The organism is Psychrobacter sp. ANT206 (assembly GCF_056880555.1).
In genome coordinates this window covers 1136766-1149780 of record NZ_CP096271.1, presented here as the reverse complement: position 1 = coordinate 1149780, position 13015 = coordinate 1136766, and the positions used below count along the sequence as shown (strand labels likewise).

Here is a 13015-nt window from a genome sequence, read left to right as displayed (position 1 = left end):
TAGGCATTAGTTTTTATCACCATTTAATTTATTCCAATTTATCCTAACCATGGCAATTATTATGAATGACGATATCACTTTGAATACGGACACCCCTAGTACGGAAAAAGAGCAGTTTGAACAAGCTGCCTTACATTACCATGAGTTCCCTCGCCCTGGTAAAATCTCAGTTACTCCTATCAAGCAATTGGCAAACCAACGTGATCTGGCGCTCGCCTATTCACCAGGCGTGGCAGTACCTTGTCTTGAGATTCAAAGAGACCCATCTCTTGCGGCAAAATATACCGCACGTAGCAACTTAGTTGGTGTTATTACCAATGGTACAGCGGTGTTAGGTTTGGGAAATATCGGTCCATTGGCATCAAAGCCTGTTATGGAAGGCAAAGGGGTTCTATTCAAAAAGTTCGCTGGTATCGACGTTTTTGATATTGAAATTGCACAAAACGATCCGGACAAATTCATTGAGGCAGTTGCTTCTTTAGAGCCTACGTTTGGTGGGATTAATTTAGAAGATATCAAAGCACCAGAGTGTTTCAAAATCGAGCGCGAATTGCGTAAGCGTATGAACATTCCAGTATTCCATGATGACCAACATGGCACGTCAATCATTGTTGCGGCGGCGATGCTTAATGCATTAATCATCACGAACAAAAAAATTGAAGATATTAAAATCATTTGTTCTGGTGCTGGTGCTGCAGCGATTTCTTGCTTGGACATCATTTGCGCCCTTGGTGTGAATAAAAACAATATCTACGTATCAGACTCACGTGGTATTATCTCTACTACCCGTGAAAACCTTGATGAAACCAAACAGCGCTATGCTCGTGAAACCACTGCTACGACTATTGAAGAGCTGATGGATGATGTCGACATGTTCCTAGGCTTATCTATGCCGGGTACATTGACAGAAGACATGGTTCGCCGTATGGCAAAAGACCCTATCATCTTTGCGCTTGCTAACCCAACGCCTGAGATCATGCCAGAAATCGCCCATGCCGTCCGTCCAGACGTTATTATGGCAACCGGTCGCTCTGATTATCCGAACCAAGTAAACAACGCATTGTGTTTCCCTTATATCTTCCGCGGTGCATTAGATGTAGGCGCAACGACTGTCAACGAAGAAATGAAAATTGCATGCGTACGCGCCATTGCTGCTATGGCACATGTTGAAGCGACGCCAATTAGCAACGTCAAAAACGTTGAAAGTACGCCAAGCTTTGGTCGTGATTACCTGATCCCAGGACCACTTGAGCCAAACCTAATCATTGAAATCGCCTCTGCAGTCGCAAAAGCAGCTATGGATTCAGGCGTTGCAACGCTTCCTATCGCAGATATGAAAGCCTATCGTCAGCGTCTGTCTGAGTTTGTCTATAACTCAGCGTTTGTAATGAAGCCTATTTTTGCTCGTGCAAAAGCAGATCCAAAACGTATCGTTTACTGTGAAGGCGAAGACAGCAACGTACTATTAGCGGTACAAGTGGTCGTCGATGAGCAGTTGGCTTATCCAATCTTGGTCGGTCGTCCTTCAGTGATCGAAAATAACATCGCCAAGCTAGCATTACGCTTGAAAGACGGCGTGAACATTACTATTGTCAATGTTGATGATGATCCGCGCTATAACGATTACTGGAAAGGCTACTACGAGAAAAACAAACGTACTGGTGTCAGTATCGAGCTTGCTCGCCGTGATGTGCGCCGCAAAACTTCTTTAATTGGTGCGCTTTTGGTTGAAAATGGCGATGCCGATGGTATGATTTGTGGTACATTCGGTCACTATCAGCTGCATTTAAAATATGTCGGCAGAGTGATCAATAAAAAAGAAGGCATTAATGATTTTTACGCGATGAATGCGGTGCTCATGCAAGATCGTAATATTTTTATTGCTGATACCTATATCCATGAAGATCCAACGGCTGAGCAATTGGCTGAGATGACTGTATTGGCAGCTGAGCAATTGTGCCGCTTTAGCATTACCCCACGTGTGGCTTTGGTGTCGCATTCAAACTTCGGAACTTCTGATCGTGCCAGCGCGGTCAAAATGCGTAAAGTACATCAACTGTTGACCGAGATGAATGTCGATTTTGAGTTTGACGGTGAAATGCAAGGTGATGCGGCACTTGACGAACATATCCGTGCCAATGACTTGCCTTCGAGCAATCTTAAAGGTTCAGCAAATCTACTTATCTTGCCAACGTTAGATGCGTCGAACATTGCCTTTAACCTGCTTAAGACGGCAACCGGTAGCGCGTCTATCGGTCCTATTTTGTTAGGTGCAAGCAAACCTGTACATATCCTAACGCCATCAGCCACAGCGCGCCGTGTGGTTAATATGACGGCACTTGCGGTCACTGAAGCTCAGGATTTAGACAACGAGAAGCAATAATCGATTACGCTCTGTAAAGTGCGCAATTTACACGGTCTTTTGCATTTTTTATAGAGACCGTCTGCTATACTAAAACCAGCCAATGCTTAAAGTATTGGCTGGTTTTTTTTGACAAAATTTAGGTTAATTGGTAGTAAATATAAAGAGAGTATTATGCAAGTGTATCTCGTCGGCGGTGCAGTACGTGATCAGCTATTAGGGCGCCCTATTAAAGATAAAGACTTCGTCGTCGTTGGGGCAACAGTTACTGAGATGATTGACGCAGGTTTTCAGCAAGTAGGCGCAGATTTCCCTGTATTTTTGCATCCAGTAAGCCGTGAGGAATATGCGCTCGCACGAACTGAGCGTAAGCAAGGTCTGGGCTATCAGGGCTTTAGCGTGCATGCCAGTATTGACGTTAGTTTAAAAGACGATTTGCAGCGGCGCGACTTGACGATCAATGCCATGGCCATAGAGGTTACTAGCTTAACCGACGATACGCCGATAAGTAGTGACGTGATTGATTACTACGGCGGATTGCAGGATATTGAAAATAAAACCCTACGTCATGTCTCAAGTGCCTTTAACGAAGACCCTTTACGGGTGCTGAGAACGGCGCGCTTTTATAGCCGCTATTACGATTTGGGCTTTACTATCGCTGATGACACGTTAGTCTTGATGCGTGAGTTGGTTGCTTCAGGAGAGCTTACCCATTTAAGTAGCGAGCGTATTTGGCAAGAATCGAGCCGTGCAATGATGCAGCTCTCCCCTCAGGTATACTGGCAACAGCTATTTGATATTGGCGCCCTTGCAGAGTACTTTGCACCGTTACATCAGGCTTGGAATGATGATCAGATACGAGAGACAGTGCAAACATCGCTATATTTCGCCGGTCAGATGCAATTGAATCTATCACAGCGTTGGGCGCTATTAATGGTTAGCCTTAAGCCATCGTTATTTCAGATCAAGCCTACTGAAGCCGTAACAGCTGTCAAAAGTATTAACGATATAGGTAATATGGCTAAAGTACCAAAGGCACAAACACAATTTGCTGGTTTATTCGTACAACAAGCTGATAAATTAAGCGTTATAACCCAACTCAGTGCTGCCGAAAAAATTGATCTTATTCAAGCCTGCAGCGCCCATAAAGAGCCTGAAAAACTCTCGCAGCTCTTGGTCATAAGCCAAGTATTACAGTTATCTATACAGCACCGTCAGATGATGTTGGCATTAAATAGCTTTCACAGTATTGGTATGAATGATATTGATCAAAGTCTCAAAGGTCCAGCGATTGGTAAAGCCTTGCGTCAATGCAGAATTGAGCATTTACAAACGCAAACAGCCTGACATAAAAACATTAAACACTCTTTAAAATTTTAAAACCATATCCTAATTAAAATTCTATTATGACTCAAACATCTAAAAACACTCAGCCTATGATGGCATCTGCCCCCGTTATGCTTGTCACAGGTAGTGCTAAGCGAATTGGCGCGGCTATTATTCGTGCGGCTCATAAGCAAGGCTATCGCGTCATTATCCATTGTCATCATAGTGAGCAAGAGGCACATGCATTAGCAGACGTGCTGAATGATACTTGCGCTCATAGTGCTGTGGTTATTGTCGCGGATTTGGCAGTGGTAAATCAGGCAGACACTCTCAAGCACCTGACCCAAACTATTATGCAGGCATTCGGGCAACTAGACGTACTGGTACATAATGCCTCTCGCTTTTACTCTACTCCCCTTGGCAGTATTAATTATGACCAATGGGACGAGCTGCTGTTGACCAATGCCAAAGCGCCTTTGTTGTTAAGCCAAGCACTACTACCTTATCTTAAGCAACAACAAGGTTGTATTATTAGTCTGCTTGATATTCATGCGCAGGATAAGCCGTTTGCCAATTATACGGTTTACAATATGGCAAAAGCGGCGCATCGGATGATGGTGCAGTCTTTAGCACTGGATATGGCGCCTGATGTACGCGTGAATGGGGTCGCGCCTGGGGTCAATATTTTACCCGATGCAGATAGCGATCAAGCGATTGATAGCGAGCAGCAAAATAAGATTATAAGCTCCATTCCTATGCAGCGAATAGGCATCCCTGCTGACATTGCGCATAGCGTGCTCTATTTGGCGCACGCCAGTTATGTGACGGGTGAGATAATAATCGTAGATGGAGGCCGAAGTTTGACGCTGGCTGGTGGTAATTAGTGATAATTCATCAAATAGTATGCCCTATCTGCTAACTTTTACTTGAAAATATATAAAAATCAGGTATCATTGTGCGTCTAAAGGGCCCATAGCTCAGTTGGTTAGAGCAGAGGACTCATAATCCTTTGGTCGTAGGTTCAAGTCCTACTGGGCCCACCAAATTCAAACCCCGTAAACGCAATGTTTATGGGGTTTTTTGTTGTCTAGTGTTTTTAGCTGGCTTGTTAGAGTGTGCGATAAACCTCTGAGGGTGGATTTGCCTATCCCCAATGAATCAGCACCGTCAGGTACTTTACGTTTGTGTTCAACGACTAAGCTGATGGCTTCTAATTTGAATTATCAGGTATATTGATTGCGTTTGTTGGTCATACTATGTTCCTTCTTTTGTTTAGTACAACCTCTTAGCAACTGTCCAAATTTATTATGCCACTACATGCTGGCATGTCTTAGCAAGTCCTTACTGCTTTTATGAGTACTCAATTGGCTTAATTAATATCGGGGTTTGCTTTGCAAGCACCCTTGTTTATGCTTTCTGAACTTAGCAGCCCACCGCTTTCAATGTAATCGTTTTAATCCTCTTAGACTAGACACTTATGGTGCATAGAAAATCATAAAGACTATCATGGTGCGAAAAAAGTGCAATATATCCTAAAAAGACCGATATTGGTGCGTTTATTGTGCATTTTGGAATGGCATAAATATTGAAGTATTAATAGCAGTTAGGAATGGTTTGTTAACTCGGCCTACCAAGCTGCTACTTTATCTTTTTGGAGAAATATATGTCTTTATTGCCAACGCTTATCACTGATACTCCTATAAGTACAAATTATCGTATCGACTCAAAAATCACATCACGTTTGTCTCTACTAGCAGTAGCCGTTGTAGGTAGCTTAAGTCTTATAGGTTGTCAAAAACCTGCAGAAACTAGCGCTGAGACCAATTCTACAGCCACAAAAACCGAAACGGCCGAGACCGCTACTACCCCTGCGGCAGATGGTGACACCATCAAAGTTGGCATCTTGCATTCTTTATCTGGAACGATGGCCATCTCTGAAACATCATTAAAAGATACTGCTCTCATGACCATTGATGAAATTAATGCCAATGGCGGTGTGTTGGGCAAGCAGCTAGAGCCAATCGTCGTAGACCCCGCTTCTGATTGGCCGTTATTCGCTGAAAAAGCGCGTCAGCTATTAACCCAAGATAAAGTGGATGTCATATTTGGGGGTTGGACGTCGGTATCACGTAAGTCAGTACTGCCTGTCGTTGAAGAACTAAATGGTCTCATGTTCTACCCTGTGCAGTACGAGGGTCAAGAGCAGTCAGAAAACATTTTCTACACTGGTGCTGCACCTAACCAGCAAGCTATTCCTGCCGTTGAATATTTAATGAGTCCAGAGGGCGGTAGTGCAGAACGCTTCGTTTTACTTGGCACAGATTATGTCTATCCTCGGACTACTAACCAGATATTGCGTGCTTTCTTGAAGTCTAAAGGCGTCGCTGAAACAGACATCATGGAAGAGTACACCCCTTTCGGTTTTAGCAACTATCAGACCATCGTTGGTAATATTAAAAGCTTCTCTACGGGTAAAAAGACGGCGGTTATCTCTACCATTAATGGGGATTCAAACGTACCTTTTTATCGTGAACTTGCCAATCAGGGTATTAAAGCCTCTGATATCCCCGTCATGGCATTCTCAGTAGGAGAAGAAGAGCTTCGCGGTATCGATACCAGCTTATTGCAAGGGCATTTGGCGTCATGGAACTACTTTATGTCGGTTAAAAATCCTGTCAACAGCGGCTTCACCAAAAAGTATAAGAAATATGCGCTAGATCATAAGCTACCGAATGCTGAAAAGGTCGTGACCAATGATCCCATGGAAGCCACCTACGTGGGTATCAATATGTGGAAACAAGCAGTCGAAAAAGCAGGTACCACTAATGTCGATAAAGTGCGTATTAGTATGGGAGGTCAGACTTTTGACGCGCCATCAGGGTATACATTAAAAATGGATGAGGAAAACCATCACTTATGGAAGCCTGTCATGATCGGTCAAATCCGTGCCGATGGTCAGTTCGATGTGATCAGCAAAACGCCAAAAGTCATTCGTGCTGAGCCATGGAGTCAGTACATTCCTAAATAAGGTTGTGGTCACCCAAGCCTTAGTCCCTAATCCTTAGCCCCTTAATGGTATCAATACCAGCAACCCTTTAGCTCCTCTACTGATAAAACAGTTTTTCAGTAGAGGTTAGAGGAGTGTTGACTGCAAAAAAGGAACCATCATGTCACATTCTCCTTCCTATTATAAAAGTGACGCGCAAGCCAATTATTCTAATAAGACTTTTATCATCGCCTTACTATCTTTACTCCTCCTCATTGCTATCACATCAGCTGCTCATGCTCATGAGACGCCAGTAGTACACAGCCATGGCGAGAAACTATCGACTAATACTGTGGCAGCGACATCCAATGCTGTAAGTGAAGAGATCTTACTTGCTCAAGACGACACCTTACTTGCTCAAAACAAGCAGTCTCTGACTACGCCTGCTAATCTTGCGATAAGTAAAGGGGACGCTATCGAACAGTTCGTTGCTGCTGACTTCACCAAGCGCCAAACCATGCTCAACCAGTGGCCGGGGTCAGTGGAGAGTTTGGATGCTTTAGTTGAGCTGATAAAAAACGATGAGCTATACCAAGGTAATGGTGGGCAAACTTATCTACTTAACAGCGAAGATGAGCTATTTACTTATCCTGCTAAGCAGCTGACCACCGAGTGGCCTAGCGACTTGGCGCAAGTGACTTTGACCAATACGCTACGCTCAGCCTTAGTGTTTGGACAAGCCAAGGTTAAGCTTGAGTCAAACGATCCTGCGCAACGTGTGCAAGCAGTTGCCATCTTAGCGAACAATATCGAACAGCTAGATCCAGCACTCATAAGTACTGCTGCCACTAATGAGGAAGACGACGACGTCAAAACAGCGTTGAGTACCTTACAAGCAAGAATTGATTTTAGAGATGGCGACGTCACTACCCAAATTGCCGCGCTTACCGTGCTTGCTGATAGCGATAGTCCACAAGTCTTAGTTGATGTCAAAAAAGCATTGGCGGCAGATAATATCGATCCTGTACTCAAATCTGCGCTGTTAGACGCTGAGGATAGTATTGAGCATCGCATTACCATCAGTACTTGGATAGGTCATCTGTTCACGGGGCTTAGTACGGCAAGTATCTTACTACTCGCGGCATTAGGGCTGGCCATTACTTTTGGACTACTGGGTGTCATCAATATGGCTCACGGTGAGCTCATTATGATTGGCGCTTATGCCACTTATATGGTGCAAAATCTCTTTCAAGCGTATTTTCCTAGTATGACTGGATGGTATCTGGTTGCTGCTATACCCGTCGCTTTCTTAGTCAGTGCCATTATCGGCATGATTATCGAACGAATCATTATTCGCCCGCTTTACGGTCGTGAGCTTGAAACCTTACTGGCAACTTTCGGTGTCAGTTTGATTCTTATGCAGTTGGTTCGGATGATATTTGGCGCGCAAAACGTCGAAGTCAGCAATGTCGACTGGTTGAGCGGTGCCTATCAAGTGTCCTCGAGCCTTGTGCTTCCCTTCAACCGTATCGCTATTATCGGCTTTACCATCATTATTCTTATGCTACTGGTGTACTTACTTAATAAGACTCGTTTCGGGCTATTTGTGCGCGCTGTCACTCAAAACCGGCAAATGGCACGTGCAGTTGGTATCTCATCTGCTCGCATCGACATGTTGGCTTTTGGGCTTGGCTCGGGCCTCGCAGGTCTCGCTGGCTGTGCTTTGGCGCAAGTAGGCAATGTCGGACCCGACTTAGGTCAAACTTATATTATTGATGCGTTCTTAGTCGTCGTAGTTGGCGGTGTTGGGCAAGTATGGGGCGCGGTATTGGCATCTTTAGGTCTTGGTGTCAGTGGTACGGTGCTAGAGATTGGCATTGGTGCTGTGATGGCTAAAATTGTATTACTGGTTCTTGTGATTTTGTTTATTCAAAAACGTCCACAAGGTTTATTCGCCCTCAAAGGCCGTTTTGTGGATTAAGGAGAACCTCATGCGTTTGACTCAATTATTATCTGATTCCCCACGTAATGCCATTTTGATTGGTTTGTGTTTTTTAGTGCTACTGATATTGCCTTGGCTCCATCTACTACCTGAAACCTCTAGTTTTCACCTGTCTGCTTACTGGATAACTTTGATTGGTAAAATAATGGCGCTCGCCATGGTAGCACTGGCTTTAGACTTGGTCTGGGGCTATGCTGGCATCCTAAGCTTAGGTCATGGTCTTTATTTTGCGCTAGGAGGTTATGCCTTTGGCATGTACTTGACGCGTGAAACTGCTGGCACGGGCTTACCAGATTTTATGCGTTTCTTAAGTTGGACCGAGCTGCCGTGGTATTGGGCAGGCACTCAACACTTTTGGTGGGCAATGGCTCTAGTGGTATTAGTTCCCGGTCTGGTCGCTTTTATCTTTGGCTATTTTGCTTTTCGCTCAAAAATCAAAGGGGTTTATTTTTCGATTATTACTCAAGCCATGACCTATGCGGCAGCCTTATTATTCTTCCGTAATGAAACAGGCTTCGGTGGTAACAATGGCTTCACAGGTTTTACCACGCTATTAGGTTATGACATCACTGCCTCTTCAACAAGGGCTGTGCTGTGTTTTACGACCGCTTTGGCGCTGCTACTGTCCTATCTTGGACTACGCTACCTGATGAGCCAGCCTTATGGGCGCGTGCTCGGTGCCATTCGTGATAGTGAAAATCGATTGCAGTATTTAGGCTATCGCACGCTTTGGTACAAGCTTTCTGCTTGGGTATTGTCTGCAGTCATTGCTGGTATCGCTGGTGCTCTATATGTACCGCAAGTTGGCATCATTAATCCCGGTGAGATGAACCCCGTCAACTCTATCGAGATGGCAGTATGGGTGGCTGCGGGAGGCAGAGGTTCACTCATTGGTGCTATCGTAGGCGCAGGTGCAATCAATGCGATTAAGACTTATTTTACCGTTGCCTATCCGGAGTTTTGGTTGCTTATCCTAGGTGGATTATTTGTGGTGGTTACTTTATTTCTCCCTAACGGCATCATTGGCGTACTTGATCGTTTTAAAAAGGAAAAAGAATAATGTTAATAACTAATGCTGCTCCTTCTAATGCTGCTACTTCCCAAAAAGTTACTAACGATACGCTTGTTAAAAACAATCCTAGTATCAATAATCCAATGAAAAACTCTAAAAATATACCACACATAACGGTCGCAGAAAACACGCCTACCCGACCAGTCACTACTCTGGCTGAAGATTACGGAGATAGTGGTGGTTTAGCGCATCCTGTTCCCAAATCAGGGCCAGATATGAGACATGGTATTGCGCTGTATTTAGAAGACGTTAGCGTGTGGTTTGACTCGTTCCGTGCACTCAATGACTTATCTTTATACATTGAGGCAGGCGAGCTACGCTGCATCATCGGCCCTAATGGCGCAGGTAAGACGACTTTAATGGATGTCATCACTGGTAAAACGCGTCCTACTAAAGGCAGTGCATTTTTCGGTCAAATACATAATTTAGCCAAACTATCTACCGAAGAAATCGCGGAAGCAGGCATTGGTCGTAAGTTTCAAAAACCTACCGTATTTGAGAAATTTACTGTACTTGATAACTTAATGCTGGCCGCGCCAAAGGATAAGCGAGTGTCAAAAAGCTGGTTTACTCGTATTGACGCAGAAATCCAAGATACGCTTGACTCAACGCTTGATCAAATACGCCTAAAAGAGCTGATTAACAAGCCAGCAGGACTGTTATCTCATGGTCAAAAACAGTGGCTAGAGATTGGGATGTTGTTGATGCAAAGACCAAAGCTTATTTTGCTTGATGAACCAGTGGCAGGCATGACAGATGCCGAAACCGAACATACCGCTGAGTTATGTCTGCGCCTCAAAAAGAATCATACTTTAATCGTGGTTGAGCATGATATGACCTTTATTGATGCCATAAGTGAGAAAGTAACGGTCTTAGCAAATGGCGCTATTTTGGCTGAAGGCACGTTAAATGAAGTACAGAATAATGAGGCCGTTATTGAGACTTACTTGGGTCGATAATTGATAGTAGTGCTTAGAAATAGACCTAAAAAATAGAGGTGCTTATATGTTAGAAATTAATGCCATAAATCAATATTATGGTGGCAGTCACATTTTACGTGATGTCACCCTCGCCGCACCGGTAGGAGAATGTAGCGTGGTACTGGGTCGTAATGGCGTCGGTAAAACCACCTTGCTTAAATGCTTGATGGGCATCCTACCAATAAAATCAGGTGAAATTTTATTAGACGGTAAGGACATTAGTCAGATGACGCCTGAGCAGCGTGTACGCGCAGGACTCGCTTATGTACCGCAAGGACGTGATATCTTTTCCACTTTGACCGTTGAAGAAAACATTCTGATTGGCATGGCGAAATTTTCTCAACGAAAAGCAAGCAAAGTACCCAAACACTTGTATGATATATTTCCAGTGCTGGACGAGATGAAGCATCGGCGCGGCGGCGATCTATCTGGCGGTCAGCAGCAGCAGCTCGCTATTGCTCGTGCGCTTGCCTCCGAGCCATCTGTGCTGGTACTCGATGAGCCGACTGAAGGTATTCAGCCCTCTATCATCAAGGACATCGGGCGGGTCATTAGGGATTTAGGTTATCAAGGTAAAATGGCCATTATACTGGTCGAGCAATTTTATGAGTTTGCAGAAGAGCTTGCCGATAACTATACCGTGCTCTCTAGAGGACAAGTAGTTGCTCAAGGGGCTGGATGTGACATGGCAAAAAATAATATTCAAGAGTTGGTGGCAATCTAAAAGGATACTTTCTAAAAGGGCACTTTCTAAAAGGAAATACAATTTTGACTTGGCAATCCTCACTACAGCTTCATTTCGACTGCGCCTCTAATGCTGCAAAAACTCGGCTGTATCATCGTGCCCATACTGGGGCGTTAATGGTGCAGCGTGCGCTGTATCCTGAGCCTGATAGTACTGATAACAGCCAAGCAGGAATTTGCCATATTTATGTGTTGTATCCTCCTGCTGGTATCGCCGATGATGACCGCTTAACACTGGAATTTGACCTACACTCTAATAGCCATGCGGTGATTACCACCCCTGGAGCCGGTAAATGGTACGGGCAACGCAAATCATTACGATCCTCTAGACCCAGCGACTCATCAAAACCTGCCGAGGGTACTCAAGAGACAACTAGCAACGACTCTGACCATCCTCTCAATAATAGCTCCTGTTCCCATATTATCGACAATACCGTCAGCGCAGAACAATCTATCGACGCCCGCCTCGATGACCACGCTGTCCTTGAATGGCTACCACAAGAAAGCATTTATTACGATCATTCTGTCTCTACTGCCAATAACCGCTTTTATTTAGCTAAGACGGCAAGTTTATTGACTTGGGATATTGCTGTGTTCGGACGTCAAGCGTATCAAGAGACTTTTGCTAATGGTCATTATGCCAACCGCTTAGAGATATGGCGTGAGAGTGATCTATTGGTCAGTGAGTGCACCTCCCAGCAAGCCAATACGCGCTGGTTTACCTCACCATTAGGACTGAACAATCAACATGTGCATGGCTCTTTTTGGGCAATACCTAGCACAGAGGTCATTGCGCCAGAACTACAGAATAATCCGCTCAAGCTCGGCCAATATTTAGATGCCACTATTACCGAGATACGCCATCTCATTGATACGCAGTCATTACCTATTTATTGTACTCATAATTTTCAAGGTATTAATTGCCGTTATTTAGGGGCAGATGTGCGTGCCTGCTTTGAGGCTTTTTACCAAATTCGCGAGCTTATCAGGTCTAAATGGTACAAACTTGAGCCTCATCGACCGAGAATTTGGGACACCTAACATCATGTGCTCCTGCATACTATCATCCTTAAACAATGCTTAATCAAACCAGAATAACCCTACTTAGTACGTTTACCTTGGCACATTTACTTTATGAAGATTAAAAACGGTTCATAGTCTTTAAAGCATAATAATTATTAAGGAAGCTTTATGCAATTAAATCCTACAGAGAAAGATAAACTCTTATTATTTACAGCCGGTATGGTGGCGGAACGTCGTAAAAATCGCGGTGTAAAACTCAATTATCCTGAGTCTATCGCTTACATTAGCATGTTACTAATGGAAGGCGCACGTGATGGCAAAACCGTGGCGCAACTGATGAGTGAAGGAGCCACTTATCTCTCTGCCGATGACGTCATGGAAGGCATTGCAGAGATGATACACGATGTCCAAGTTGAAGCCACTTTCCCCGATGGCACTAAGCTGGTGACGGTACATAACCCCATCGTATAGCTTGTTTGCTATAAAGTCGTATACAACGATATTGAACTAGAGCCATTGC

At 44.3% G+C, this 13015-nt stretch carries 10 protein-coding genes and 1 tRNA gene; all 11 read left to right on the top strand.

What is annotated here, in order from left to right:
- Positions 1–61 precede the first annotated feature (61 nt).
- The 11 genes from M0221_RS04920 (at position 62) to ureA (ending at position 12966) form a co-directional block, all read left to right on the top strand.
- The gene (locus tag M0221_RS04920) at positions 62–2383 is read left to right on the top strand and encodes an NADP-dependent malic enzyme (RefSeq protein ID WP_263240198.1); all 2322 of its coding nucleotides are present in this window, start codon (positions 62–64) and stop codon (positions 2381–2383) included.
- 153 nt (positions 2384–2536) lie between these two features.
- Positions 2537–3709, top strand: a complete 1173-nt coding sequence (locus tag M0221_RS04915; protein ID WP_483284547.1) for a tRNA nucleotidyltransferase/poly(A) polymerase-related protein — start codon at positions 2537–2539, stop codon at positions 3707–3709.
- 59 nt (positions 3710–3768) lie between these two features.
- The gene (locus M0221_RS04910; protein WP_483284546.1) at positions 3769–4572 is read left to right on the top strand and encodes a pteridine reductase; all 804 of its coding nucleotides are present in this window, start codon (positions 3769–3771) and stop codon (positions 4570–4572) included.
- Positions 4573–4654: 82 nt separating this feature from the next.
- A tRNA-Ile gene (locus M0221_RS04905) sits at positions 4655–4731 on the top strand.
- Positions 4732–5351: 620 nt separating this feature from the next.
- Positions 5352–6716, top strand: coding sequence for an urea ABC transporter substrate-binding protein (gene urtA / locus M0221_RS04900; protein WP_483284545.1), 1365 nt, complete (start codon positions 5352–5354; stop codon positions 6714–6716).
- A gap of 139 nt (positions 6717–6855) precedes the next feature.
- Positions 6856–8655, top strand: coding sequence for an urea ABC transporter permease subunit UrtB (gene urtB, locus M0221_RS04895; RefSeq protein ID WP_483284544.1), 1800 nt, complete (start codon positions 6856–6858; stop codon positions 8653–8655).
- A 10-nt stretch (positions 8656–8665) separates the two neighbouring features.
- A complete protein-coding gene (gene urtC, locus M0221_RS04890) occupies positions 8666–9736 on the top strand; it encodes an urea ABC transporter permease subunit UrtC (RefSeq protein ID WP_010200558.1) in 1071 nt (356 codons plus the stop codon).
- On the top strand, positions 9736–10707 hold the full coding sequence (gene urtD, locus M0221_RS04885) for an urea ABC transporter ATP-binding protein UrtD (RefSeq protein WP_483284543.1): 972 nt from the start codon (positions 9736–9738) through the stop codon (positions 10705–10707). Before urtC ends, urtD begins: the two co-directional genes overlap by 1 nt.
- A gap of 46 nt (positions 10708–10753) precedes the next feature.
- Positions 10754–11452 (top strand): urea ABC transporter ATP-binding subunit UrtE, encoded by a 699-nt coding sequence (urtE, locus tag M0221_RS04880; protein ID WP_483284542.1) that lies wholly within the window; start codon positions 10754–10756, stop codon positions 11450–11452.
- A 44-nt stretch (positions 11453–11496) separates the two neighbouring features.
- Positions 11497–12513, top strand: a complete 1017-nt coding sequence (locus M0221_RS04875) for an urease accessory protein UreD (protein WP_483284541.1) — start codon at positions 11497–11499, stop codon at positions 12511–12513.
- Positions 12514–12663: 150 nt separating this feature from the next.
- The gene (gene ureA / locus M0221_RS04870) at positions 12664–12966 is read left to right on the top strand and encodes an urease subunit gamma (RefSeq protein ID WP_010200554.1); all 303 of its coding nucleotides are present in this window, start codon (positions 12664–12666) and stop codon (positions 12964–12966) included.
- The last annotated feature ends 49 nt before the right edge of the window (positions 12967–13015 follow it).

Coding starts and splice junctions, on each gene's coding strand:
- M0221_RS04915 (WP_483284547.1), top strand. CDS start 2,537: ATGCAAGTGTATCTCGTCGGCGGTGCAGTACGTGATCAGCTATTAGGG.
- urtD (WP_483284543.1), top strand. CDS start 9,736: ATGTTAATAACTAATGCTGCTCCTTCTAATGCTGCTACTTCCCAAAAA.
- urtE (WP_483284542.1), top strand. CDS start 10,754: ATGTTAGAAATTAATGCCATAAATCAATATTATGGTGGCAGTCACATT.
- urtC (WP_010200558.1), top strand. CDS start 8,666: ATGCGTTTGACTCAATTATTATCTGATTCCCCACGTAATGCCATTTTG.
- urtB (WP_483284544.1), top strand. CDS start 6,856: ATGTCACATTCTCCTTCCTATTATAAAAGTGACGCGCAAGCCAATTAT.
- urtA (WP_483284545.1), top strand. CDS start 5,352: ATGTCTTTATTGCCAACGCTTATCACTGATACTCCTATAAGTACAAAT.
- M0221_RS04910 (WP_483284546.1), top strand. CDS start 3,769: ATGACTCAAACATCTAAAAACACTCAGCCTATGATGGCATCTGCCCCC.
- ureA (WP_010200554.1), top strand. CDS start 12,664: ATGCAATTAAATCCTACAGAGAAAGATAAACTCTTATTATTTACAGCC.
- M0221_RS04920 (WP_263240198.1), top strand. CDS start 62: ATGAATGACGATATCACTTTGAATACGGACACCCCTAGTACGGAAAAA.